The sequence below is a fragment of the Reyranella sp. genome (assembly GCF_965228225.1).
GTDB lineage: Bacteria > Pseudomonadota > Alphaproteobacteria > Reyranellales > Reyranellaceae > Reyranella.
Genome location: NZ_OZ245801.1, coordinates 1791937 through 1816760, shown reverse-complemented (window position 1 = coordinate 1816760; position 24824 = coordinate 1791937). Strand labels below are relative to the sequence as shown.

21 protein-coding genes and 1 tRNA gene are annotated in these 24824 nt (G+C 65.3%); 9 read left to right on the top strand and 13 right to left on the bottom strand.

Annotated features, from left to right (window positions below):
• Positions 1-22 precede the first annotated feature (22 nt).
• The 3 genes from ACO07K_RS08680 (at position 23) to ACO07K_RS08670 (ending at position 2318) form a co-directional block, all read left to right on the top strand.
• The gene (locus tag ACO07K_RS08680; protein ID WP_422035523.1) at positions 23-1090 is read left to right on the top strand and encodes a helix-turn-helix domain-containing protein; all 1068 of its coding nucleotides are present in this window, start codon (positions 23-25) and stop codon (positions 1088-1090) included.
• A 3-nt stretch (positions 1091-1093) separates the two neighbouring features.
• Positions 1094-1591, top strand: a complete 498-nt coding sequence (locus ACO07K_RS08675; protein ID WP_422035521.1) for a hypothetical protein — start codon at positions 1094-1096, stop codon at positions 1589-1591.
• Positions 1592-2048: 457 nt separating this feature from the next.
• Entirely contained in the window at positions 2049-2318 is a 270-nt protein-coding gene (locus ACO07K_RS08670) for a helix-turn-helix transcriptional regulator (RefSeq protein ID WP_422035519.1), read from the top strand.
• Here ACO07K_RS08670 and ACO07K_RS08665 read toward each other — a convergent pair.
• From ACO07K_RS08665 to ACO07K_RS08650, 4 genes are all read right to left on the bottom strand, one after another.
• On the bottom strand, positions 2308-3564 hold the full coding sequence (locus ACO07K_RS08665; protein ID WP_422035518.1) for a tyrosine-type recombinase/integrase: 1257 nt from the start codon (positions 3562-3564) through the stop codon (positions 2308-2310). The two genes, ACO07K_RS08670 and ACO07K_RS08665, sit on opposite strands and share 11 nt — an antisense overlap.
• 317 nt (positions 3565-3881) lie before the next feature.
• A complete protein-coding gene (guaA, locus tag ACO07K_RS08660; protein WP_422035517.1) occupies positions 3882-5432 on the bottom strand; it encodes a glutamine-hydrolyzing GMP synthase in 1551 nt (516 codons plus the stop codon).
• 155 nt (positions 5433-5587) lie between these two features.
• Positions 5588-6154, bottom strand: a complete 567-nt coding sequence (locus ACO07K_RS08655) for a GNAT family N-acetyltransferase (RefSeq protein ID WP_422035516.1) — start codon at positions 6152-6154, stop codon at positions 5588-5590.
• Positions 6151-7575, bottom strand: coding sequence for an RsmB/NOP family class I SAM-dependent RNA methyltransferase (locus ACO07K_RS08650; protein ID WP_422035515.1), 1425 nt, complete (start codon positions 7573-7575; stop codon positions 6151-6153). Before ACO07K_RS08650 ends, ACO07K_RS08655 begins: the two co-directional genes overlap by 4 nt.
• A 31-nt stretch (positions 7576-7606) precedes the next feature.
• Between ACO07K_RS08650 and ACO07K_RS08645 the strand changes: the two genes are divergently transcribed.
• Both ACO07K_RS08645 and ACO07K_RS08640 read left to right on the top strand, forming a co-directional pair.
• Positions 7607-8677, top strand: coding sequence for an SGNH/GDSL hydrolase family protein (locus tag ACO07K_RS08645; protein ID WP_422035514.1), 1071 nt, complete (start codon positions 7607-7609; stop codon positions 8675-8677).
• A 1-nt stretch (position 8678) separates the two neighbouring features.
• Positions 8679-9728: an SGNH/GDSL hydrolase family protein gene (locus tag ACO07K_RS08640; RefSeq protein ID WP_422035513.1), complete on the top strand. Its 1050-nt coding sequence runs from the start codon at positions 8679-8681 to the stop codon at positions 9726-9728.
• Here the strand turns inward: ACO07K_RS08640 and guaB are convergent.
• The 4 genes from guaB to ACO07K_RS08620 all read right to left on the bottom strand — a co-directional run bounded on the left by guaB (position 9710) and on the right by ACO07K_RS08620 (position 13622).
• The gene (guaB, locus tag ACO07K_RS08635; RefSeq protein ID WP_422035512.1) at positions 9710-11173 is read right to left on the bottom strand and encodes an IMP dehydrogenase; all 1464 of its coding nucleotides are present in this window, start codon (positions 11171-11173) and stop codon (positions 9710-9712) included. The two genes, ACO07K_RS08640 and guaB, sit on opposite strands and share 19 nt — an antisense overlap.
• A 140-nt stretch (positions 11174-11313) precedes the next feature.
• Positions 11314-11823, bottom strand: a complete 510-nt coding sequence (locus ACO07K_RS08630; RefSeq protein WP_422035510.1) for a DUF1993 domain-containing protein — start codon at positions 11821-11823, stop codon at positions 11314-11316.
• Positions 11824-11859: 36 nt separating this feature from the next.
• Positions 11860-12552 carry an RlmE family RNA methyltransferase gene (locus ACO07K_RS08625; RefSeq protein WP_422035509.1) on the bottom strand — a complete coding sequence of 231 codons (693 nt, stop codon included), beginning with the start codon at positions 12550-12552 and terminating at the stop codon, positions 11860-11862.
• Positions 12553-12554: 2 nt separating this feature from the next.
• The gene (locus ACO07K_RS08620; protein WP_422035507.1) at positions 12555-13622 is read right to left on the bottom strand and encodes a Ppx/GppA phosphatase family protein; all 1068 of its coding nucleotides are present in this window, start codon (positions 13620-13622) and stop codon (positions 12555-12557) included.
• Positions 13623-13737: 115 nt separating this feature from the next.
• Between ACO07K_RS08620 and ACO07K_RS08615 the strand changes: the two genes are divergently transcribed.
• The 3 genes from ACO07K_RS08615 to ACO07K_RS08605 all read left to right on the top strand — a co-directional run bounded on the left by ACO07K_RS08615 (position 13738) and on the right by ACO07K_RS08605 (position 15804).
• A tRNA-Gln gene (locus tag ACO07K_RS08615) sits at positions 13738-13811 on the top strand.
• Between the two features lie 82 nt (positions 13812-13893).
• Positions 13894-14646 carry an SDR family NAD(P)-dependent oxidoreductase gene (locus ACO07K_RS08610; RefSeq protein WP_422035506.1) on the top strand — a complete coding sequence of 251 codons (753 nt, stop codon included), beginning with the start codon at positions 13894-13896 and terminating at the stop codon, positions 14644-14646.
• A gap of 57 nt (positions 14647-14703) precedes the next feature.
• Complete coding sequence (locus tag ACO07K_RS08605) at positions 14704-15804, top strand: glycosyltransferase family 2 protein (RefSeq protein ID WP_422035505.1); 1101 nt, start codon at positions 14704-14706, stop codon at positions 15802-15804.
• Between the two features lie 32 nt (positions 15805-15836).
• Here ACO07K_RS08605 and ACO07K_RS08600 read toward each other — a convergent pair whose 3' ends face one another.
• Entirely contained in the window at positions 15837-17069 is a 1233-nt protein-coding gene (locus ACO07K_RS08600; protein WP_422035504.1) for an LLM class flavin-dependent oxidoreductase, read from the bottom strand.
• A gap of 328 nt (positions 17070-17397) precedes the next feature.
• On the opposite strand from ACO07K_RS08600, the gene ACO07K_RS08595 reads away from it, so the two are divergent.
• Complete coding sequence (locus ACO07K_RS08595) at positions 17398-18510, top strand: glycosyltransferase family 4 protein (protein WP_422035503.1); 1113 nt, start codon at positions 17398-17400, stop codon at positions 18508-18510.
• A gap of 53 nt (positions 18511-18563) precedes the next feature.
• On the opposite strand, the gene ACO07K_RS08590 is transcribed toward ACO07K_RS08595, so the two are convergent.
• From ACO07K_RS08590 to ACO07K_RS08575, 4 genes are all read right to left on the bottom strand, one after another.
• Entirely contained in the window at positions 18564-19514 is a 951-nt protein-coding gene (locus tag ACO07K_RS08590; RefSeq protein ID WP_422035502.1) for an OmpA family protein, read from the bottom strand.
• 146 nt (positions 19515-19660) lie between these two features.
• Positions 19661-21184, bottom strand: coding sequence for a glycosyltransferase family 2 protein (locus ACO07K_RS08585; protein ID WP_422035501.1), 1524 nt, complete (start codon positions 21182-21184; stop codon positions 19661-19663).
• A gap of 23 nt (positions 21185-21207) precedes the next feature.
• Positions 21208-22677 carry a hypothetical protein gene (locus ACO07K_RS08580; protein WP_422035499.1) on the bottom strand — a complete coding sequence of 490 codons (1470 nt, stop codon included), beginning with the start codon at positions 22675-22677 and terminating at the stop codon, positions 21208-21210.
• 67 nt (positions 22678-22744) lie between these two features.
• Positions 22745-24700, bottom strand: coding sequence for a glycosyltransferase family 2 protein (locus ACO07K_RS08575; RefSeq protein WP_422035498.1), 1956 nt, complete (start codon positions 24698-24700; stop codon positions 22745-22747).
• Between the last annotated feature and the right edge of the window lie 124 nt (positions 24701-24824).

Here is a 24824-nt window from a genome sequence, read left to right as displayed (position 1 = left end):
TGCTTCAGGAGGGCGAAATATCATGATCGGACAGAGGCTTAAGTTAGCCCGCGCCGCTTCCGGACTTTCTCTCCGGGAGGTTCAGGCCGCAATTGACAACCTGGTGACGGCGCAGGCCGTCGGCAAGTACGAGCGCAACGAAGACATGCCGAGTTCGGGCGTGCTGCGCGCGTTGGCCGAAGCGCTGCACGTTTCCGAGGACTATCTGCTTGCCGCCGACGAGATGGTTCTCGATGGCGTAGAGTTCCGGAAAAATGAGATCGCTTCAAAGCGAGAGGAGGCGTTTGTCGAAGGTCAGACGCTGCATCTTCTTGAGCGCTATCTGACGATCGAAGACGCGCTTGGACTAGCGAGCGTGACGTGGGATCAGCCACGCGAAGGCCTTTACCCCGTCAAGGAGATTGCCGACGCGGAAAATGCCGCGCGGGCTATTCGCGTGCATTGGGGACTCGGCATCGATCCGATACCAAATCTTGCCGAGTTGCTTGAAGAGCGAGGCATCAAGATTCTGTCTGCCGACCTGACGGATATCGATGGGCTGACGGCAAAGGTGCTGCGAAAGAATGGCGAGCCAATCCCAGTGATTGTCATCAAGGCGAGCGCATGGTCAGAGCGAAAGCGATTTACGCTCGCGCACGAACTTGGTCATATGGTCATGGACGTCCAGCAAGGCGTTGACTCGGAGAAGGCTGCAAATCGCTTTGCGAGTGCGTTCCTCATGCCTGTTGAAGCTCTGTGGCGTGAAATCGGCAAAGCGCGAACGATGATCAGTCTTGGCGAACTCTTGCGGCTCAAAAAACTATTTGGCGCAAGCTTTCAAGCCATCGTTTATCGCTGCCAGGATCTTGGAATTATCGGAAAGGCTGCTTATCGCAGACTGTTTCAGGTGTTCAATGAGAACGGTTGGCGTAAGCCGCCGTTCGAAGAGCCTGGCGCTATGGACCCTGATGAGGAAAAGCCTCGACGAATGGAGCGTCTCTGCTTTCGGGCATTGGCCGAAGGAGTTATTAGCGAGTCCAAAGCGGCGGAAGTGCTGGGCCTATCTGTGCGCAGCCTAACGCAGCTTATGGATCAGCCTGCGATGGCTTGATCCATGAATATCCTCGTCTCGGATACATCTGTGCTGATTGATCTCGAGCGAGGCGGATTCTTGGATTCCTGCTTTCAGCTACCAATCCAGCTTGTGGTGCCGGACCTGCTCTATGCCCGCGAGCTTGCAGACTTCGGCGGACCGGAGCTCATCAAGCATGGCCTGGTCGTCGAGGAGCTGACGGCTGGCGAACTCGCGATCGCGCAGGAGGTTCGGAACGGCCATCCGAAACTTTCATTGCCCGACGCCTTCGCCTATTCGCTGGCGTCGGCCCGCGGTTGGGTGCTGCTGAGTGGCGACGGAGAACTCCGCGCCCTCGCCCAAGCCAATAAAATTCCCTACTTCGGCGTGCTGTGGGTGCTTGATCAATTTTTCGACGGCAAAGTGGTCGAGGCGGCGACGCTCGCGACCGGACTCCAAGCTATTGCCGACCATCCGCGCTGCCGCTTACCTCGCGCGGAGATCACCATTCGCCTTGAACGCTATCAAAAGACAGACTGATAGCACGGGACACAGCGCATCAAGTGAAAATGCTTCGAGAGAAAATGTCGTGTCGCCCATTTGCGCGATTCGCTCGTTGTGAACAGGACAGTCAGCCAGTCATCCGAACCAAGATCTTCGGCGCTTAGCGTAACGAGTTCTCGTTTGTCATTGAGGAAAATATACTTCCCATCGGCATCGATGCCTAAGGGCTTGACAGGGCAATCATCACGATTGAGCGCATCCATCGGACTCATCAAAGGGCCTCGTTAGTAGCGTGAAGCGAGTCCATGGCCGCAAACATGCGCTTTTTAAGTGGTCTTGATGTCGTGCGGGACGACCGGCTTCCAATTCCGCTCCGGCCGACCGTTTCACACGCTACAGCCCCATATTACCACACCGTTCGAAGGTATGGCTTTTAAGTGAGAGATCTATCGCCTTCTATCTCCACAGCAGAAAATTGAGGTGGAGAGGCAGTATGAGCGCGGCCCCGCAAGCAGTTCGCAGGACGATTCGCCGACAACAGTTGAGAGAGATCGTCCCGCTTGCCGACAGCACAATCTATGACATGGAGCAGCGCGGCGAATTTCCGCAGCGCTTCTATCTAACGTCGCGGTGCGTCGTATGGGATTTAGCAGAAGTCGAAGCGTGGCTTGATGCACGGCGCCGCGCCTCCTACGCCAAGACCATCCAACGTGCGCCGAGCCCCGATGTGAAATTGCGCCGCTCGCGGCCCGTCAGAGACTAGGGTCCAGCTCGAGCAGGCCCATCGTCGGTGGAAGCAGCGTTGGCACATACTTCTGCCCCACCCCCCAAGCGTCAATCAGGTTAGACCACTCCTGCATCATATGGCGGCGTTGGTGCTCGTACTCCGCCTTGTTGTAGACACCGCGCGATGACCTTCCATCCTCGTGCGCAAGACACTTCTCGATCCAGTCGCTATTGAAGCCCAGCTCATTCAGCAGAGTAGACCCGGTACGTCGAAGATCGTGCACCGTGAAGGGGTCGAGCGGCAGCCCCTCCCTCTTTGCCCTAGCGACGACCGCTGTCGTGATGCGATTGAATGTGGCCCGCGACATCGGAGCGTCCGCATCGTAGCGCGACGGCAGGACGTATCGTGAATTGCCCGCACATGTCTTGAGCGCGATAAATATGTCTACGGCTTGCTGCGACAGGTAGACGTTGTGGGCTTTCGACCGCTTCATTCGCTCTTTGGGGATGGACCACAATGCGTTTTCGAAATCAACTTCATCCCAGGTCGCATCTTGCAGCTCGCTCTTCCTGACCATCGTCAGCAGGAACAACTTCATGCCAAGCCGGATCGTTGGGAGCGTCGGCACGTGCTCCAGTTGACCAAGCATGATGCGGATCTCCGCCGGAGAGAGCGAGCGATCCTTGGGAACGAACGTCGCGATCGACGCGGGCCCGACGTCATCCGCGGGATTTGGGACCTTCTCGCCATGCAGGATGGCGAACGCGAAGATCTGCTTCACGATGTCCCGCACATGGACGGCCGTGGCGGGAGCGCCACGCTCTTTGACTTTCCCGCACATCGTGCGGAGATCGTCGGGCGTGATCTCCCTCAGCAGCCTGTTCCGAAATGTCGGCAGGATGTCGCGCTCGTATATCGTGCGCCGCATTGCCTTCGTGCTGTCAGCCATGCGCGACCCTTCGAACCACTTCTCCCCGAATTCGCCGAACCGCTTCGCCTCCTTCAGGCGCCGCTTGTCGTGCTGCTTCTCTTGGGCCGGAGACCGACCCTCCGAGATGGTCCGCTTGGCGTCGACCAACTTCTCCCGCGCCCGAGCAAGCGAGAGGCCCTCAGGTCCATATCGTCCGAGCGTCAGGGTCTCGCGGCGTCCGTTGAGGCGGTAGTCGTACCGGAACACAACCGCGCCCGACGGCTGTACGACGACATACATACCGTCACGGTCACTTACCTTGTATAATTTTTGCTGTGATTTCAGCGCCTTAATCGCCGTATCAGTAAGCAAGGGAGCCTCCGAAAGTACAAAACATCGGAGAAAGGCGCGACCTATACCGTCACGGCGAAAGTGGCGTGGCTGTAAGGCCAATTTCTCTTTGAGATCAAACACTTAAATCTCAAAAATATACCGTCAGCACCTCTCTTGGCCCTGACGGTATCGCGAAGTTGGAATCGGGACAACAATCCCCATACCGCCCACTATACCGTCAAACCGGAGCTGTACCTCCCGATAGACGGCGATAGGTGAAGCATGTGTTTTTATTATTTATCAATGCATTAGGTCGTAGTCTGGCGTACCAGTGGATACTGCTGGAAGGGCAAAAATCATTCCCACTCGATCGTGCCCGGCGGCTTGCTGGTAATGTCGTAGGTCACCCGGTTCACGCCGCGGCATTCGTTGATGATGCGGTTGGCGACCCTGCCCAGGAAGGCGTGGTCGAACGGGTAGTAGTCGGCGGTCATGCCGTCGGTCGAGGTGACGGCCCTGAGGGCGCAGGCCTGGTCGTAGGTGCGGCCGTCGCCCATCACGCCGACGGTGCGGACCGGCAAGAGGACCGCAAAGGCCTGCCAGATCTCGTCGTAGAGGCCGGCCTTGCGGATCTCGTCGAGATAGACGGCATCGACCTCGCGCAAGAGGTCGAGCTTCTCCTTCGTTATGTCGCCGGGGATGCGGATGGCGAGGCCCGGACCGGGGAACGGGTGGCGGTTGACCAGGTCGGCCGGCAGGCCCAGCTCGCGGCCGAGCGCCCTCACCTCGTCCTTGAACAGCTCGCGCAACGGCTCGACCAGCTTCATGTTCATGCGCGCCGGAAGCCCGCCGACATTGTGGTGGCTCTTGATCGTCACCGACGGGCCGCCGGTGAACGAGACGGACTCGATCACGTCGGGATAGAGCGTGCCCTGGGCCAGGAACTGGGCGCCGCCGATCTTCTTGGCCTCGGCCTCGAAGACGTCGATGAACAGCGCGCCGATGGTCTTGCGCTTCTTCTCCGGGTCGGTGACGCCGGCCAGCGCCTTCAGGAAGGTCTCCGAGGCGTCGGCGTGGACCAGCGGGATGTTGTAGTGGTCGCGGAACAGGCGGACGACCTGCTCGCCCTCGTCCTTGCGCAGGAGGCCGTGGTCGACGAACACGCATTGCAGCTGGTCGCCGATCGCCTCGTGCAGCAGCACGGCCACGACACTTGAGTCGACGCCGCCGGACAAGCCGCAGATGACCTTGCCCTTGCCCACCTGGGCGCGGACCTGCTCGATGGCGCGCTCGCGGAACGCGGCCATGGTCCAGTCGCCTTTGGCGCCGGCGATGTTCAGCGCGAAGTTGCGCAGGAGCTTGGCGCCGTCGGGCGTGTGCATCACCTCGGGGTGGAACTGCACGCCGTAATAGCCGCGGCTCTCGTCGGCGATGGCGGCGAAGGGGGCGTTCTCGCTGGTGGCGACGACGGAGAAGCCGGCCGGCAGCTTCGTGACCCTGTCGCCGTGGCTCATCCAGACCTGCTTGCGGTCGCCCGGCTCCCACACGCCCTCGAACAGGCGGGTCGAGGCCTTGATCTCGACCTCGGCGCGGCCGAACTCGCGGTGATGGCCGCTCTCGACCGAGCCGCCCAGTTCCTTGGCCATGGTCTGCTCGCCGTAGCAGATGCCCAGGACGGGCACGTCGGCAGTGAAGATGGCGGGATGGGCGGTGGGCGACTGGCCCTCGGTCACCGAGGCCGGGCCGCCGGAGAGGATGATGCCTCTCGGGTCGAACGCCTTGATCTTCGCGTCATCGACGGACTGGAAGGGCAGGATTTCACAGTAAACCCCGGCTTCGCGCACGCGGCGGGCGATCAGCTGGGTAACCTGGGAACCGAAATCGACGATCAGCAAACGGTCGGTCATGGGGCGATATAAGCGTGACGGGCCGGGGCAGCAACCGTTGTCCTCAAAGGTCCCTCACTTCGTTCGGGATGACAGCGATTTTTGGGGCCGGCGCACGGCGCCAATCCAGGCACAATTGTCATCCCGAGCGAAGCGAGGGACCTTTCGCTTCGGAATCACCCCTCCGCCGCCAGCCTCCGCCGGATCAGCGGGGCGCCGAGGTCGCGCCAGGCGTAGGCGATCTCGTCGACGTCGCTGCCGCCCATCGTGTCGACCCGCTCGCCCACCCGCTCGCCGCCCAGCCCCTCGTAGAAGAAGCGGGTCGGGTTCTCGGCCAGCATCCACAGGATGGCGGTGTCGCAGCGGTCGGCCTTGAGCTGGCGGAACAGCGCGCCCAGCAGCTTGCGGCCGAGGCCCAGGTTCTGGAAATCGGGCTCGACGTAGAGCGTGTAGACCTCGCCCACCCGGATCTCGCGGCCGTCGAGGCCTTCCGGCGGATCGCGCACCGGGCCGCAGCTGCCGAAGCCGACCACGCCCATGTCGCGGTCGTCGGCCACGAAGACGCCGCGCGCCTCCGCCGGGTCCTTGAGGAGTTGCGACCACCAGGCCGACTGACGCACGTCCGACATGGCGACCAGCATGGCGTCAGGGAGCAGGCCGGCATAGGTCGCCTGCCAGGTCTCGACATGGACCCGCCCGATCGCCGATGCGTCCTGGCGGGCGGCCCGGCGGATGCGGATCATGCCGCGGCCTCGCCCGGTTCCTCCGGCGCTTCCGGAGCGGCCTCGGGCGCGTCCTCCGCAAGGGTGGCCTCGGGCGCAGCCTTCTCCTTCGCCTTGCGCACCAGGGCGGCCGCAAAGAAGCCGTCGGTGCCGTGCTTCAGGGGCGACAGCCGCAGGTACGGGCCGTTCTCGACCTCGGGCGGCGGTTCGCTCTCCAGCACGTCGCGCCACAGCGCGCCCACCGGCACCACCTCGAAGTCGGGGTGGCGCTCCAGGAAGCCGGCGATCTGGTGCTCGTTCTCGGCCGGCAGCACCGAGCAGGTGGCGTAGATCAGGCCCCCGCCCGGCTTCACCAGCTTGGCGGCGGCGTCGAGGATCATCGCCTGCTTAGGGACCAGCTCCTCGAGATCCTCGGGCCGCAGGGTCCAGCGGCCGTCGGGATTGCGCCGCCAGGTGCCGGTGCCGGTGCAGGGCGCGTCGACGAGCACGCGGTCGAAGGCGCCGGCCTGGCGCTTCAGCCATTTGCGGTTGTCGGCATCAATCGCACGGCGCTCGACGTTATGGGCGCCGGCGCGGCGCAGGCGCTGGGCCGAGCGGTCGAGGCGCGATTCGTAGACATCCATCGCGACGACGCGGCCCTTGTTGTTCATGCGGGCGGCCATTGCCAGGGTCTTGCCGCCGGCGCCGGCGCAATAGTCGGCGATCTGCATGCCGGGCTGGGCATCGACCAGGGCGGCCACGAGCTGCGAGCCCTCGTCCTGGATCTCGACCAGGCCGTTCTGGAAGGCGTTGCCCTTCACCACCGAGAGCCGCCGGCGCAGGCGCAAGCCATCGGTCGAATAGCGCATCGGCTCGGTGTCGATGCCGTCGCGGGCCAGCGCCTCGCGCGCCTGCTCGACCGTCGCCTTCAGCCGGTTGACCCGCAGGTCGACCGGCGGCGGCGTCTCCAGCGCGGCGATCTCGCGGCCCCAGCCCTCGCCATAGGCTTCCTTGAAGTGCGGCGCGACCCATTCCTGGACGTTGAGGCGGACCCAGTCGGGCTGCTCGGGATGGGGCAGCGAATGGCCTTCCATCTGGCGCAGCGCGCGATACTCGGCCTCGTCGAGCCGCGACGGGCGGTAGGTGCCGCCGTCGAACATGGCTTCGAGCCCGGCCATGTCGAGCCCCTCGACCAGCATCAAGTCGGCGGCCACGATGGCGCGCGCCCCGCGATCGGGATGGCGCGTGCGCTCCAGCCACCAGGCGAGCTGGCCGTAGCGGCGCAGGATGCTCCATACGCGATCGGACACGGCCCGCCGGTCGCCGCCGCCGATGAAGCGCCGGGCCCGGAAATAGGCATTGGCGACAAGATCGGCCGGCCGTCCTCTTTCACCCAAGAGGCTATGGCTGACGATTTCGTCGAGGAGTTCTATGGTGGCCGCCACCCGCGCGCCCGGTGTCACGTCTGTCTCCTTGTCAAAGCATGCCGCTACGATGAATACGCCCGACGCGCAACGTCCGCGCTCCGAGCTTCTCCGCCGCACCATCCTCGTCCTCGTCTCGGTGTTGGTCGGCCTCGGCCTGATCGAGATCGGCGTCCGCGCCTCGACCTGGACCTGGCTCTTCGCCTGGCCGAACTACGTGCTCGACGCACGCAAGGTTCTGGCCACGACCGACAATGGCCGCTCGGTGCATGACGAACGGCTGGGTTACCGGCCGCGCCCCGGCCACGCGGTGCCGGGAGTCACGATCGACGGCGATGGGCTGCGCATCACGGGCCCCGCGCCCGTTGGCGACAAAGCACCGATCCTCGCGGTGGGCGATTCGTTCACCTTCGGCGAGGAGGTCGGCGACGGCGACAGCTGGCCCGCCGACCTGCAGCGGATCACCGGCCGGCGCGTCCTGAACGGCGGCGTGAGCGGCTACGGCTTCGACCAGATCGTGCTGCGCGCCGAGACGCTGGCGCCGGCCTACCGGCCGGGCGCCATCGTCGTCGCCTTCATCGCCGACGACATCCGCCGCACCGAGATGCGGCGCATGTGGAGCGCCGACAAGCCCTACTTCGATCCCGAGGGCGACGGGCTGGCGCTGCGCAACGTGCCGGTGCCGCCGCGCGCCCCGCCCGAAACGACGCTCTCCTTCTGGCAGCGGACGATCGGCTACTCCTACGCCTTCGACTTCTTGATGCGGCGGCTCGACCTGCTGCACGACTGGTTCGGCGATCATATCCGGGTGCACAAGGAAGGCACGGGCGAGCTCATCTCCTGCCGGCTCACCGCACGGCTGGCCGGGCTGCAGAAGAGCAGCGGCGCGCCGGTGCTGCTGGTCGCCGCCTACGATCCCGTCGTGTGGGACGATCCGAAGTTCGCCGCCGAGCAGCGCCGCCTGACCGCGGGCCTGCTCGACTGCGCCCGGCGCAACGGGCTCGCCACACTCGACACCTACGATTCCCTGGCGGCGACGCCGCGACCGCGCGATCTCTACGTGCTGTGGCACATGAACGCCGCCGGCAACGCGCTGATCGCGCGGCGGATCGCCGGCGCCCTCGGCGACAGGGCCAACTGAGATGTTCGGCCGGACCGCTCTGGTCCTCGGCTCGGTGCTGGTGACGCTGTTCCTGCTCGAAGTGGGGTGCCGCCTGTGGCGCGGCCCGTCGGCGCTGTTCGACTGGTCCAACATCATCCTGCGGGAACGCCAGGCCACGCTGAATGCCGGTGTGGGCCGGCTGAAACGCGACAGCGACCTGGGCTTCGTCCTGCGCCCGGGCTTCACCGCGGAGGGCGTCACCTACGACCCGTCCGGCCACCGCCTCACCCCGGCCCCGGCCGGCGCGGTGCTGGCCGAGCCGCCGGTGCTGGTGGTGGGCGATTCCTACGCCCACGGCGACGAGGTGAGCGACGGCGAGACCTGGGCCGCCCTGCTGCAGCCGCTGATCGGCCGGCGCACCGTCAATGCGGGCGTGAGCGGCTACGGGCTCGACCAGACCGTCCTGCGCGCCGAGCAGCAGGTGCCCGACGTGAAGCCGGCCGCGCTGGTGCTGGTCTTCATCGCCGACGATCTTCGACGCAGCGAGATGAAGCGCGTGTGGGGCGCGGAGAAGCCCTATTTCGAGCCGACGGGCGAGACGCTCACGCTGCGCAACGTCCCTGTCCCGCCCTCGCCCGCTCCCGCGGCCAGCCTAGACCTCTGGCAGCGCCTGTTCGGCTGGTCGGTGCTGGTCGACACGATCCTGCGTCACAAGGGCTGGCAGTACGAATGGTCGATCGACCATGTCCGCGTGCTGCCGCGCGGCGCCGGCGTGGCCATGGCCTGCCCGCTGCTGAAGCGGCTGGCCGGCCTCGGCGTGCCGACGCTCGTGGTGGCGGAATACGATCCCTATGTCTGGAAGAACGCGGAGTATGCCAGCGAGCAGCACCGCCTCTCGCGCCGCGTGCTCGACTGTGCCCGTGCCGCGGGCCTTGGCGCGCTCGACCTGTTCGACGCGATCGACGAGGGCGTCAGGCGCGACGGCTATGCCGCGATGTTCCGGACCTCGCACCCCGGCCCGCTCGGCCACCGGATCGCGGCGGAGCGGATCGCGGCAGCCCTGCAGGACGGCTACATGCCGCCGCGGTAGTTCGGCGCCTCGCGCATGATCTCGACGTCGTGCACGTGGCTCTCGCGCAGGCCCGAGCCGGTGATGCGCAGGAACTGGCAATTGGTCTGCATCTCGCGGATCGTGCCGTTACCCGTATAGCCCATCGCCGCCCGCAGGCCGCCGACCAGCTGGTGCAGGATGCTGCCCACGCCGCCCTTGTAGGGCACGCGGCCCTCGATGCCCTCGGGCACCAGCTTCAAGGTGCTCTGCACCTCCTGCTGGAAGTAGCGGTCGGCCGAGCCGCGCGCCATGGCGCCGATCGAGCCCATGCCGCGATACGACTTGTAGGAGCGGCCCTGGTAGAGGATCACCTCGCCCGGCGCCTCGTCGGTGCCGGCCAGCAGCGAGCCGATCATGGCGCAGTCGGCGCCAGCGGCGATCGCCTTGGCGAGGTCGCCGGAATATTTGATGCCGCCGTCGCCGATCGCGGGAACGCCCGCGGCGCGGCAGGCTTCGGCCGCTTCCATGATGGCGGTGAGCTGCGGCACGCCGACCCCGGCCACCATGCGGGTGGTGCAGATCGAACCCGGGCCGATACCGATCTTCACGGCGTCGGCGCCGGCGTCGATCAGCGCCTGCGCGCCCTCGCGGGTGGCGACGTTGCCCGCCATGACCTGGGTGTAATTGCTGAGCTTCTTCACCCGCGTCACGGCCTCGAGCACGCCGCGCGAATGGCCGTGAGCGGTGTCGACCACGATGACGTCGACATCGGCGTCGATCAGCAGCTGGGCGCGGCGCAGCCCGTCCTCGCCGACGCCGGTCGCAGCGGCGGTGCGCAGCCGCCCCTTCTCGTCCTTGCTGGCGCCGGGGAATTTGTTGGCCTTCTCGATGTCCTTGACCGTGATCAGGCCGATGCAGCGGTAGCTGGCGTCGACGACCAGCAACTTCTCGATCCGGAACTGGTGGAGCAGCCGCTTGGCCTCTTCCTTGGTCGCCCCCTCGGTCACGGTGACGAGGCGTTCCTTGGTCATCAGGGTGCTGACCGGCGTGCCGCTCTCGGTGGCGAAACGGACGTCGCGGTTGGTCAGGATGCCGGCCAGCTTGCCGCTGCCTCGCTCGACCACGGGAATGCCCGAGATCTGGTTGGCCTCCATCAGCGCCAGCGCCTCGGCCAGCGTCTGGTCGGGATGGATGGTGACGGGGTTCACCACCATGCCGCTTTCGAACTTCTTGACCCGGCGGACCTCGTTGGCCTGTGCCTCGGGCTCGAGGTTCTTGTGGATGACCCCGATGCCGCCGGCCTGCGCCATGGCGATCGCCATGCCCGACTCGGTGACGGTGTCCATCGCCGCCGACATCAGCGGGATGTTGAGTTCGATGGTGCGCGTGAGGCGTGTGCGGGTGTCGGTCTGTCCGGGCAGGACCGACGAGGCAGCAGGCTTCAGGAGGACGTCATCGAAGGTCAGCGCTTCCTGAATCTGCATACCAACCTCCGTCGGGGAGAAATAAAAACGGCGGCCCTCGGAGAGGGCCGCCGGGTTGGCGAGCCGTTATACACACTGCCGCGCTCAAGCCAAGCGCCAAGCCCAAGGCGTTCGCGCGTGGCGGTTATGCACGAGTATTCCTAAACGGCCCCCAGGAAATCGCGTTTCCCGATGTCCACCCCGGACTGGCGCAGGATTGCGTAGGCGGTGCTGCAATGGAAATAGAAGTTCGGCAGGGCAAAGTGCAGGAGATATTGCTCGCCGGTGAGCTTGAGCGGCGTGCCGGCGACGGTCAGGACGATTTCGCGGGCCTCGCTGCCGTCGACCTGCCCGGCCTTGAAGCCCGCGAGGTAGGCCAGCACCGCGGCGAGGCGCTTCTGCAATTCGCCCAGCGTCTTCTCCGAATTGTCATGCGGCGCCGGCACCTCGGCACCAGCGAGACGGGCCGCGCTCTCCTCGGCGAAACGACACGCGATCTGCACCTGGCGTGTGAGGGGGAGCATGTCCGGCGTCAGCCGGGTCGCGCCCAGAACCGCCTCGTCGACCTTCTTCGCGGCGGCCCAGGCCGAGCCCTTCTCCAGTACCTTCGCGAGCGCGCCGAGCTGACGCTGGTAGACGGGGATCGACGCGCCATACATGCCGAGGGACATCAGAATTTCTCCGGTCGGGGACTGATGCGGCGGACTCTAGCCGCGGAAGCCCGTCCCGACGACGTACATTTCCGCCGAATCGGCCCGGCTCGCCTCCGGCTTGAAATGGCGGACTTTCTCGAAATCCTTCTTCAGCCGGTCGAGGAGCGTCCGCTCGGTGCCGCCCCGCAGCACCTTTGCGACGAAGGCGCCGCCGGGTTTCAGGATTTCTCGGGCGAAATCGTGTGCGGCCTCCGCCAGCCCCATGATCCGCATATGATCGACCTGGGTCTCGCCCGTCGCCGCGGCCGCCATGTCGCTCAGGACGACGTCGGCCGGGCCGCCCAGCAGCTCCGTGAGCAACGCAGGCGCATCGTCGTCATAGAAGTCCTTGGCGAGCACGGTCGCTCCCGCGATCGGCTCGACCGGCGTGAGATCGATGCCGATAACCACGCCCTTGCTCTTGCCCGAACTCACCCGTTCGACCGAAACCTGCGTCCACCCGCCCGGTGCCGCCCCCAGATCGATGACGCGCCCGCCCGGCTTCAGAAAATGGAACTGGTCGTCGATCTGCAGCAGCTTGAACGCCGCGCGCGAGCGATAGCCCCGCTTCTTGGCCTCCTCGACATAGGGATCGTTGAGCTGGCGCTGCAGCCAGCGCTGGGAGGAAACGGTACGGCCGCGCGCCGTCTTCACACGGACGGTCGCGCGCCGGCCCGTCGGGACGCTGCCCTTGGTGCCTTTTGCCATGGTCATCCGCCCCGGCGGCAGGCTTGGTCGGCCTCGCGATCGGCCTGGCGCATCAGGTCCATCAGCACGCCCTCGCGCAGGCCGCGGTCGGCCACGCGCACGACCGGCGCCGCCCATTGCCGGCACACGGCCTCGAGGATCGCCCCGCCCGCCAGCGCCAGATCGGCGCGATCGTCGCCGATGCAGGGCAGATGGGTGAGCTGGTCGACCGACATCGTCGAAAGTTCTTCACAAATACGCAAAATTTCCTCTCGGCCGATCCTCGAACCGTCGACCAGGGTGCGGTTATAGCGCTTCAAGCCCTGATGGTGTGCGCTGATCGTCGTTACGGTGCCCGAAGCGCCGATCATCTGCACCTCGCCCCGCGTGATCGCCGCTCCGATGTCATGGAGGGCGCCGAACGGCCTGAGATCGCTGCGGATACGCTCCACCATGTCGGCATAACAGGCAGGGCTGAGCGGCCGGCCGCGCGGCTGACCGAGCGTGCAGGACTCGGTGAGCGTGACCACCCCCCAGGGCACCGATGTCATGCCGATCAACTCGGTGGTCGCACAGCCCGGACGACCGGGGCGTGGCCGGACCCTGATCCAACTCACCTCGGTGGATCCGCCGCCGATGTCGATCAGCAGGGCATAAGGGATGTCGGGGTCCAGCAGGTTCTCGCAGCTCGCCAGAGCAAGCCTCGCCTCCTCCGGCGGCTGGATCAGGTCGAAGCTCAGCCCAGTGCGCGCTTTGACCATACCCAGGAAGTCCCCGGCGTTGCCCGCGCGGCGGCAGGCTTCGGTCGCGATGTGACGGGCGCGAGTCACGCGATTGCGTTCGATTTTGGCCGCGCAGACGCCAAGCGCATGCAGCGTGCGTTCGATGGCTTCGCTACACAGCGAACCGCTCAGCGCCACCCCCTCGCCCAGCCGTACTGGGCGAGAATAGGCATCGATCACCTCAAAACCCTCGACCGATGCCTTCGCCACCAGGAGCCGGCAATTGTTGGTGCCGAGATCGATGGCGGCGAAAGTGTGCGCAAATCGACCGCTGTGCCAGCCTCCCTTGGGCGTGGATTCCCCGGTCATTCACAACTCTTCCTTGGGAGGATCGTACCCGAGGAAACAGTCCACGGCGAGGCCCCGCTTGCCAATCCGTTCCGTCATCGCTAAATCGTGCGGCCAACGAGGTCCGCAGGGTCCTTGGGGGATAGTTTAACGGTAGAACAACTGGCTCTGACCCGGTTAGTCTTGGTTCGAATCCAGGTCCCCCAGCCACCCGGCCCTGCAGCTGACTCGGTCGGTTCCTCAATTGGATTGTCAGTCGTCGCCCCGCCTTCACAAGCAGGGAAGACCTGACTTGGCCCCGAAGACCCGCATCGTGGTGATCGGCGCGACCTCGGCGATTGCCGAGCATTGTTGTCGGCTCTGGGTGCAGGGCGGTCCCTCCGAACTGATCCTTGTGGCGCGCAATGGGTCGCGGGCGGAGCGAATTGCGGACGATTTGCGCGGGCTCAGCGCGCAGGCCGAGGTTTCGGTCGAAACGATGGATTTCCTTTTGGCGCCCGCCATCGCGGCGGCGGTGGCGCGCTGGACGGCCGATCGGCCGCTAGACATGGCGTTGATCGCCCATGGCGTTCTGTCGTCCCAGCAAGCCTGCCAGGACGATCTCGATCAGACGCGGCAATCGATCGAGGTCAACGGCCTCTCGCCGGTGCTCTTCGCGGAAGCCCTTGCCGGTGCGATGGGTCGGACGGGCCGCGGCACGATCGGCCTGATCGGGTCCATCGCTGGGGATCGCGGCCGTCGCGCCAACTACGTGTACGGTGCCTCCAAAGCCCTGATCGACCGCTATGCCGAGGGATTGCGCCACCGGTTCGCAGGCTCCGGCGTCCGGATCGTCCTGATCAAGCCCGGCCCGACAGACACCCCCATGGCCGCGCCGTACAAGGCGCAGGGACGGCGCCTCGCTCCTGTCGAGCAGGTGGCGCGCGGCACGGTGGAGGCCATGCGACGCGGAACGCCCGTCGCCTATCTGCCACGGCGCTGGAAGATCATCATGCTGGTGGCGCGCGCCCTGCCCGACTTCGTCTTCGCCAAGATCAATTTCTGAAGCCATCGCGCAAATCGCGTTGGGAGGGGGTGTGGCGTCGCAATATAGTGGCGCCGGATGCAGCCTCTTTCACCGACGGTCTCGATCGTCGTCCCGACCTTCAACGAATCACAGAACCTGCCGCGGCTCGTGAGCCTGCTCGACCGGGCGATGGGCGAGATTCCCTGGGAAGTCGTCTTCGTCGACGACGACAGCCCGGACGGGACCTGGAGAGTGGCCAAGGAACTCGCTCGAACCGATGCCCGCGTGCGCTGCATCCGCCGCATCGGCCGCCGCGGCCTCGCCGGCGCCTGCATCGAGGGTGCCCTCAGTTCCGCCGCGCCCTACGTCGCCATAATGGATGCCGACCTGCAGCACGACGAGACGGTTCTTCCCGCCTTGGTTGCGAAGTTGCGGAACGACGAGGCCGAGATCGTGATCGGAAGTCGCTTCGTCGGCGACGGCAGCAGCGGGGACGGTTTCTCTCCTCGGCGAGCCTTCGCCAGCCGCGTTGCGGCCCGCCTCGCCGCCTTCCTCATTGGCCGCCAGGTCTGCGATCCGATGAGCGGCTTCTTCGCCTTGAAACGCGAGGTCTTCGAGACCGTGGCGCCGCGCCTCGTCCCCTCGGGCTTCAAGATCCTGGTCGACATCCTGGCCAGCAGCCGGGGCCAGGTTCGGGTCGCCGAGGTCGCCTACCGCTTCCGCTCGCGCCAGGAAGGCCTGTCCAAGTTCGACGCGCGTGCCATCCTCGACTTCTTCGGCCTCCTGCTGCATCGGATGACCGGCGGCACGGTCTCGGTCCGATTCCTGTTCTTCATGATCGTCGGCTCGACCGGCATCGCGATCCACCTCCTCGCCCTGCGCGCTGGATTGCTGGCAGGACTGTCATTCGACGCGGCGCAGTCGCTGGCGACCGTTGCCGCTATGACGTCGAACTTCATGGTGAACAACCAGCTCACCTATAGCGACATGAAACTGAGGGGTGCCGCGGCCCTGGCCGGCCTGCTGAAATTCTATGTCGTCTGCGGCGTAGGAGCGCTCGCCAATATCGGCGTGGCGTCATGGCTCTTCCTCTCGAACGAGGACTGGTGGGTCGCCGGGATCGCCGGCGTCATCGTCGGCGCCACATTCAACTACACGATGAGTTCGATCATCGTCTGGCGGCAGCAGCAGAACTGAGGCGGCGCCCGGTGGCGCCGCCCCTGCTCCGGTCAGCGGGCGTTTTCTTTTTCGAAGTCCGGCACTGCCGCCGATGCCGCGGCAAAGCGCGGCGCCTTGGTCGCCTTGAGGGCTTCGGCGCCACCATCGGTCTGCATGATCTTCGCCATGATCGCCTGCTGCGCGCGCTCGAATACGGCGCGATTCTCGATCAGGAACTTCTGCGATTCGCGCAGCTTGGTCACATAGCCGTTGATTTCGGGGATGACGTAGCGCGCGACCATGTCCCAGCTGCGGCGCGTGTTCTCGGGGTTGGCCCAGTCATGAACGAAGCCCACGACCGTGCCGAAGCCGCCGCTTTTGGCGTAGACGTCCTTGATGACCTTCACCAGGTCGTCCGGCGTGCCGATCGTGGCGGCGGAGCCCGGCGTGAAGGCCGTCTTGTCCACGGCATCGTCCGGATCGGTGAAGGGCGCCGCGCCCGGCCTCTGCAGCGTGCCCACGATATATTCGTTGTGCCAGCGCATCAGGCCGTGCCGAGCCTCCTCGCGGGCCTTCTCCCTAGTCTCTGCGACGTGCCAGCTCAGCAGCACGCGCCAGTTGCGCCGATCGACCGTCTGGCCGTGCTTCTTCGCGGCGTCCTCGGCGAACTTCCACTGGGTCGGCAGCGCAAGCAGCCCCTCGTTCGACATCGAGCCGATGGAGATGATGCCGATGCCGTGCTTGCCGGCGAGTGTCATGCCCGAGGGGCTGACCTGCGAGGCCACCACGAACGGCATGTCCTCCTGCAGCGGCAGGAGCTGCAGGGCGGCATCCTGCATCGTGTACCAGTCGGTCTTGTCGGTGACCCTTTCACCCTTGAAGAGTCGACGAATGATGCCGATCGCGTGATCCTGGCGGTCGCGCTGGAGCATCGGGTCGATGCCGAGCGTGTGCGCATCGGACGCCAGGGCGCCCGGGCCGGACCCGAAGATCGCCCGGCCGCCGGTCATGTGATCGAGTTGAACCATGCGCTGGGCGACGTTGTAGGGATGGTGGTAGGGTAGTGAGATCACGCCGGTGCCGAGCTTGATACGCTTGCTGCGCTCCCCCGCCGCCGCCAGGAACATCTCGGGCGAGGCGATCATCTCCCAGCCGCTGGAATGATGCTCGCCGCACCAGAACTCGTCGTAACCCAGCCCGTCGAGCTGCTCGACGAGGTCGAGATCACGCCGGAACTGCAGCATGGGGTTCTCGCCGATCGGATGGTGGGGGGCGAGGAAGGCGCCGAATTTGAGCCGCTGCATGTTGGGTCCCCGATGACTGTTGGTGTGTCGATGTCGGCGACGATCATGCCGCGATCCAACTCCCTGCAGGAAGGCCCGCAAACGCCAGATTTCGATAAGCGGACCGGCCTTCTCCGTCCCCGGGTCACGAGGCGCCCGTAACGCGGTGCTGGATAAGGCCCCGACATCCAATTAACTCTGCTGGCTGGACCGCCCCGTGAGCCCCGACTCGACGCAATCCCTGCCGCCCGCCCGGCTGATCCTCGACCTTTCGAGGCTGGTCTATGCTGCCTGGTCGCGGACACCCAAGGGCATCCCGAGGGTCGAGCTCGCCTATGCCCAGCACTTCATGGCGAACGAAGCGGAACGACTGCATTTCACGGTGCTCGATGCGTTCGGGCGGCTCCGGCTCGTGGACAACCGGACGGCCAAGACCTTCGCGACGGCGATCGCCCACTACTGGGAACACGGCGTCGACTCGGCTGCCGCCCACCGGCGGATCGCGCTGCGGGCGCTTTGGATTCACCTTGTCCTGATATTCAGGCCCTGGGGCGCTCTCGAACGGCTCGTTTCGGCACGACAGGAACGCTTCCTCTACATAATTCTGTCCCAGCTCCAGCTCGACCGCCCCGGGCTTATCGAGGCGCTGAAGAGCGCCGGCGACCTCAAACTCGTCTTCTTCGTGCACGACATCCTTCCGAGCCTGTTTCCCCATTTCTTCACGCGTAAGGACGCAGACCTCTACCAGCGGCGCATCGAGAACGCGGCGCGCCTCGCGGATGCCATCGTCGTGAACTCGCGGGCGACCGCCCGGTCGTTCAGGTCCCGCTTCGCCGGGACTCCCGGTGCAGGCAACGTGATCGTGGCGCCGCTGGGCGTCTCGCAGCCGGCGGACGGTTCAGCCGGAGGGGAGCTTGTCGAGCCTTCCTATTTCGTCATGCTGGGGACGATCGAGCCGCGCAAGAACCACCGGCTGATACTGGATCTCTGGCTCGAGCTCCGCCGCACATTCGGACTGTCGACGCCAAGTCTGCTGGTCATTGGCGAACGAGGATGGAAGATTGACGACATCGTCAAAGCACTCGAGGAGAGCGCGCGCCAGCAAGGTCCCGTCCGCGAATGCGGCCGCCTGCCCGACGCTGCCGTCGCCGGCATTCTGAAGGGAGCCCGCGCCTTGCTGCTCCCATCGCTCGCGGAGGGCTATGGCCTGCCCCTCGCCGAAGCTCTCGCCTGCGGCACACCTGTGCTGTGCAGCGACATTCCGGTCTTCCGCGAGGTCGGCGGCGAGGTCCCCGACTACCTCGACCCCACAGACGGCCCGGCCTGGCGTGAAGCCGTGCTCGACTACGCCCAGCCGGGCTCTGCCAGTCGTGAGGCGCAACTGCGCCGACTTGACTCCTGGTCCCACCCGACCTGGGCGAACCATTTCGCCATCGTCGACGCCGCGCTCCGCGAGCTCTGAACGCGAAAAAGGCGGCCCGGGAGCCGCCTTTTCCTCGTTTAGGGTCGTCCAGCTTACTGGATAACGATTTCGACGCGGCGGTTCTGCGGCTCGCGGACGTTCGGGCCGGTCTGCACCAGCAGGCCCTGCTCGCCACGGCCAACCACCGCGATCGCGGTCGCCGGCACGCCTTCACGCACCAGCGCGTCCTTGACGGCGTTCGCGCGACGCAGCGACAGCGCCATGTTGTAGGCCGGCGCGCCCGACGTATCGGTGTGACCCGTCGCCGTGATGCGGGCATTGCCCTTCTGCTTGTAGGCGCCGGCAGCCTGCTTGATCGTCGTCAGGGCCTGAGCCGACAGATTGGCGCGATCCCAGTCGAAGAACACCATGAACGACGGCGGCGCGACCATCGTCGGCTGCGGCGGCGGCGGCGGCGGCGGCGCGGTGAACTTGTAGGTCACGCCGGCCAGGGCCAGGATGTTATTGTTCTGGAAGGTCACATTGCCGAACGGCGTGTTCACGCTCGGGTTGGTCGTGCCGACGTAGCGGCCTTCGATCAGAAAGCGGAGCTGCTCACTGACATTATAGGCGACGCCGATCATGCCCTGATAAGCAAACTGCGTGTCACCCAGGGAAGAATTGCCGTCGATGAAGGCGACGCCGGCACCGGCGCCGATATACGGGGTGATCACCGAGGTCGGCATGAAATCGTACAGCACGTTGGCCATGACGTTCAGCTGGCCGACCTTGCCGTTGATCGCCGTGCCCGGGATGTTGGCAGACGTCGGAATCTGGCCGTAGCTGACTTCGAGTTCCACGCGCGGTCCGACGAAGTCGTAGCCGGCCTTGCCGCCCACGGCCCAGCCCGTCCAGGTCTGGACGTTCGAATTCGAACCGATGAACCAGGCGGCACCGCCGCCAGCCCCGATGTAAAATCCTTCTTGAGCGTTGATGGCTTGAGCGCCGGCAACGTTCGGTAGCATCAAACCCAGGCCCAAAAGAGCCAATCCAGCCTTTTTCATGAATCTCCCCAACGTTGACGTTATCCAGATGACCGCAGGATTATATTACCACAATGGTTCGACCGACTGAGGTCACAGCATCGCCAGCAAGTCCCTCTCTCCCCAAGTGTGGCAGCCGCGCAACAGTCAGACCGTTCCCGACTCCTTCAGGCCGCGCCGATCAATTCCATTGCACGGCGAATTCGTCCGCCCCACGCCCCGCTCGCTGCTCGAGCCCGCCCCTCGGAAAACTCCTGAATGCCGAGTTGCTCGAACAGCCCCGCCAACTCAGGGGATGACATGGAAGGTCGGCATCGGGGCAAATTCGGCGTTGGGCCGATCCCTTTTGCCACCAGCCGGAACTGTCCCGCGTAAGGCGGCAGGTCCGCTACCAGATCGATGTCGATTGCATCCGTTGTCCCTGGTATCCCCGTCGCCCCCAAGCGCAGCCGCTTGGGACGGCGATCGCCGCGGATGCGCGCGATATCGAGCGCCCTCCTCGCCGGCTCGAGCGGGTCCTCCTGGATGAAACGCCCGACAGCGGCCGCGTAGCCCGGATGAAGCGCCTCGATCGTGACCTGGGCCGCCGCGATGAGTTCACGGCGCTGATTCCCGAACGAGGTCCCGCCACGATGCCAGACGAACAGGCCCGGCACGGCGACGTGACGCCATCCTGCGGCCGTCGCCCGGAGACAGAAGTCATTCTCTTCGCCATAGCCACGGCCGAACCGCTCCTGGTTGAAAGGGCCTATCTGGTGGAGACAGCTGCGCCTTATTGCCATGCAGAATCCGACAGCGGTGGGGATCTCCACCAGCGGTGACTGGCTGGCGGCGCACAGGCGATCCCATTGAACCACGTCGCCATCCGCGGGCAGGCGATTCTCGCAAAGCGTTGCGGGATAGCTCAGGATCGTCGCCGCGTTCGAAAAAGGTGTAGCCGTAGCGGTCCGCGGCGTCCGCAGCGCCGCCACCAGCCGATCGAGCCAGTTTCCGAACACCCGTGCGTCCGAGTTCAGAAGGACGACGTCGCGGTCGGGATGAAGGTCTATGCCCCGGTTCACAGACCCGACGAAGCCGATGTTGCGCGCGTTCACCAGCAAGGTGACCAGACCGGCTGCCGCGAGTGCCTGAAGCTCCGCCCGCAGTAGCGGGTCCGGCGAAGCGTCGTCCACGACCACCAGTTCACAGGCCTCGCGCGGCGTTGCTTCGAGTACGCTCGCGATCGCCTGCAACGCCAAGGCCCGCCCCCCATGGACCGGCACGACGACATCGACCGTGGCGTGTACGCCATCGGGCCGCCCGCGTTCGAGGAGCACCCGCATGTCGGGTATCGGCGGATCGGCCGGCGCCACCGCACCCCTTCCCTCGGCTCGGCCGAATCTCAGCCAGTGGGCAAAGGGTTCGTAGCCAGCCACGACCGTGTCCGGATTGTCTCTGCGATATTCGTCCGGAGAGAAGCCGGGCTGCGGAGACCAACCGCGCGCAGACCCTCTCGCCAAATAGTGGAAGGCTGCGTCTTCCGACGACGAAAACGATTGTCCCGCCGAGCGCTCATAATGCGCGATATCGATCGATCCCGTTGTAAGGCCATATTGCTCAGATAGCCTGCGTTTCCAGACCGGAAATGCCTGTGCGGCTGCCATCGCCAATCCGCCGCCGTGCTGCACCGCGCCGAACAGCAGATCATTCATACTCCGGGGCGATCGTGCGTCGCTCACGGCTCCACCCACCCTGCACGCATCTGCAGGAGCGCCGCCAGCAGCCCAGCCGGATCCCTCGACAACTCCAGCGGCAGCACATGGCCTCGCCGCAGTCGACGCAGGCGCGCCGCCGGAGCACCCGTGTCGAATACGACGACCGGCAATCCTCGTTTCAGCGCCGCCGTCAGCACGAAGGACCAGGATTCTGGCCAGATGGCGGGCAGAAAGACCATGTGAGGCGCACTTTCGGTCAGCAGCCGGTCGAGGTCGTGCGGATGATAGGCGCCGGTAACCGTGACGCTTCCCGGCAGAGGTTCAGACGCGGGTCCCAGCACGGAAAGCTCGAGAGGCGCACCGGTCCGGTCCATGACGTGAGCGAGTTCGCGCACAACACGCAGGCCCTTGGCGACGTTCAACGCTCCGAGGGTGACGATCCGCAGGGGCACTTTCGCCGCAATGCGCGGTGCGCGCTCAGGGGGAAAACCCGAATCGCCCTCCGGCTCCCAGACCTCGATTTCTGCGGCCAGGTGGGTCCGCATCCGCGTCGCGAGATCATCGCTCGGCGCGATGATGCGCTCGGCGCCCGCCAGAAACTCCAGGTGATCGCGCCGCCAGGTCAGGGGATCGAGGTCGCGCACCTCGGCACCATGGTCCGCGACGCATCGAGCACACGCTTCCGGCGGGGCCACATCACAACAAACGCCCTGTCCCGTCACCAGGTCGACCCGCGGACACAACATGAAATAGTCGTGCAGGACGACCTCATAGGGCACCCCCAGCCGCGCGGCGAGGTCCCGCAGCCAAGCCATTGCCTGTCGGGGACGGTCGACGAGATGATTGACCAGCAACCGGCTCACCTTTCGCTGCCGGGCGAAATCGGCCAATGCACCGAGATCGGCTGACAGGTCGAACGTCCGATCGCCAACGACTGCGACTGTCGGAGCCTTGAGGATGGTTCGCGCGCGCAGCACGTTTCGTCCCCGGTTCTCGATCTCCCGCTCGTAGAGATCGAGAAATCGGCTGCTGCCGCCGCCGCGTCCGTGATGAAAGACAAGCACGGTCTCCGCGCCCTCGCACCATTCAGCATGGTCGGCACGCGCCTCGACCTCGTTGCGAGGAGATTTCCGGGCCTCGGACTTTTCAAGGTGATGGAGCAGCGGGTCCATCCCCCGCGGGCGTTGCAGATGGGAGCGCCGATAGAAGGCTGGATCGAACGCAGGCGCGGGAGCGCGGCGCGTCCGCCATCCCAGAAGCGCATAGTGAAGCAGGGGCGCCTGGGCCACGCGCAGCCGCTGCGCCTCGTCTTCGAACTGACGGAGATAGAAATCGCGATCGAAACCGCGTTCGAGGACCGCCAGCCGTGGCTTCATGGCCCCGAGCAGGTATGGCCGGACTTTTTTGCCGGTCACGCGTCCCAGAACCACATGCTCGACGGCCAGCGCCAGAAGCTGCGCATGAACACGCTCGACTGCGGCATCGAACAAGTGGCGAATCCATCCAGCGTGCCACCGTGGCGACTCGTAACGCGAGGGAGTCCGAATGCGCATCCAACTAGTGATCGAGAGACGTGCGGCGCGCCGTCAGCGACAGTGCCGGATGGAAAAAAGGATCATCGCGTATGGAATCCATCCACCTCTCCCGGAAATGCCGCCGCTCCGCCGCATAGCGCCGGGCAACATCGGATCTGCCGCGTGTCGCGGACTCCCGGTGCATCAGCAGGGCGTCTGGCGTGATAACCGACTTCCATCCGCGTTCCGCCAATCTCAAGCAGAGATCGACATCGCCCAGTTCGACCGGAAATCGGTCCGCGTCGAAACCGCCGATCGCTTGGAATTTGCTCTTCTCCACTGCCAGGCATGCCCCTGTGACGGCCGAAACCTCACGCGGGACCGTGAAACGATCGAGATACCCCGGGTATTCGGAGGGAGTGCCGATGTCGATGTGGGCCGCATAGCCTCCAAGACCGAGCACCAGCCCGGCATGCTGCAGGCGGCCCGAGGCATAGATGAGCTTGGCGCCGACTGCGCCGATTTCCGGCTGCAGCGCCCATCCAGCCAGGTTGACGAGCCAATCCGGTCGCAAGACCTCGGTATCGTTATTCAGGAAAACCAGGACACGCCCCTCGGCATGCCGCGCCGCCTCATTGCAGAGCGCCGAAAAATTGAAGGGCCCTCCCCCGTCGAGCACACGAACCCCAGCCTGCTTCGCCGCTCGACCGAGAAGCCGGCGCGTCGACGACTCCGTGCTGCCATTATCGACGATCAGAAGGTCGAAACTGCGCGGCGTCGTCTTCTCGAGGCTCGCAAGGCATGCCGCCATGAGTCTCGCCCGGTCGCGTGTCGGAATGATGAGCGTTGCGCTCGCGGCCGGCATGGTCCGCCTGGCAATCGCAACTCGCTTCTCGGCTCTTTCTGCCCTCCACACCTTGGTGAGAAGCACCCGGCGAATGTGCCCGACCGGTCCCGACTGTGCGCCGAAGAGCGCGCCCCAGGTCGAAGGCCGGAGCATCTCGGCCACCGAGAACCCGCCGTGGGATTCGAGTGCCCGGCACCGGACATAAAGGGCGCGGCCAACGAACGACCTCGCCTGTTGGAAGATGGAACTCCAATCGGGCTTGAGCTCCGGCGCGACATGTCGGCCGGCATCGATCGAGTCTTCATCTGCATAGAAGAGCATGTGGGTCGGCCGCGTCGATGCAAACTCGACCAGCGCGCCCATGGCATAATCCGAGATCGTGTCGCCGGCGGAGATCGGCAGAACAATGTCGGACGGGTTCAGTCCGCGCCATAATGCCTCGGCCCTGGCATTGCGGTCGACACGAACGAGCCGGTGACCGGATTCAAGGATCTGGTCCCGACCAGCGACGGCAAGCGACCAGTTCGGATAGGCCTGCCGTTCCAACGAGAAAAGGGTCGCCCTCAAGGCGTTCGCGGCCTTCTCCCCTTCCTCGAGCAGGATGACCCGGATGTGGGGCCCGGCGGTCCAGTTGTCCCGCGGGCTTTCCAAACCCGCCAGGTCCAGTTCCCGTCGGTTGCGCTCGCGCCATTCGTGATACTGATCGATCGGCGTAGCGCCAAAAATATCTTTCAAGAGCGTATCAGCAGCTGTCGTGAATCCTACCGTGTCGAGTGCTGCGGCGAGTCCGGCTCGTGCGGCATTGCGCCCCCGTGCCAAGGTCAACACCGCACGATCGGACAGTATCCGCCCGGACGTGAGGCTCAAGCCCGCCGGAGGGAAGCCAGGGGGCGGAGCCACTTCGATGTGGCTAGTCCCGCGCGGAAGGCGACCAATCCACTCGCCGCCCCCGAAGAGGGCGGCCGACATGAATTCCTGTGTTTCTTCACCGTCTTGACAGAAGCGGACGACAGGTCGCCCAGCGGAACCATAGAGTGTCATGCGATATCGAAGCTGAAGCCATCGGCCCTTCCGCGACTCGTCGAGAGCGGTCAGCACAAGACGCTCATTGGGCGCTTTGACTGCAACCTCCAGCGGGACGTGGCCGCTCATTCCAAACGTGCTTTCACGCATGGTCCCGAGCCAGATCGATCGATAGGCCTGGCGACGCTCTCACCCGTTGATCACTCGTTTGTGCATCGCAGCACTTCTCCATAGAGGGGTAATTGGTCTATCA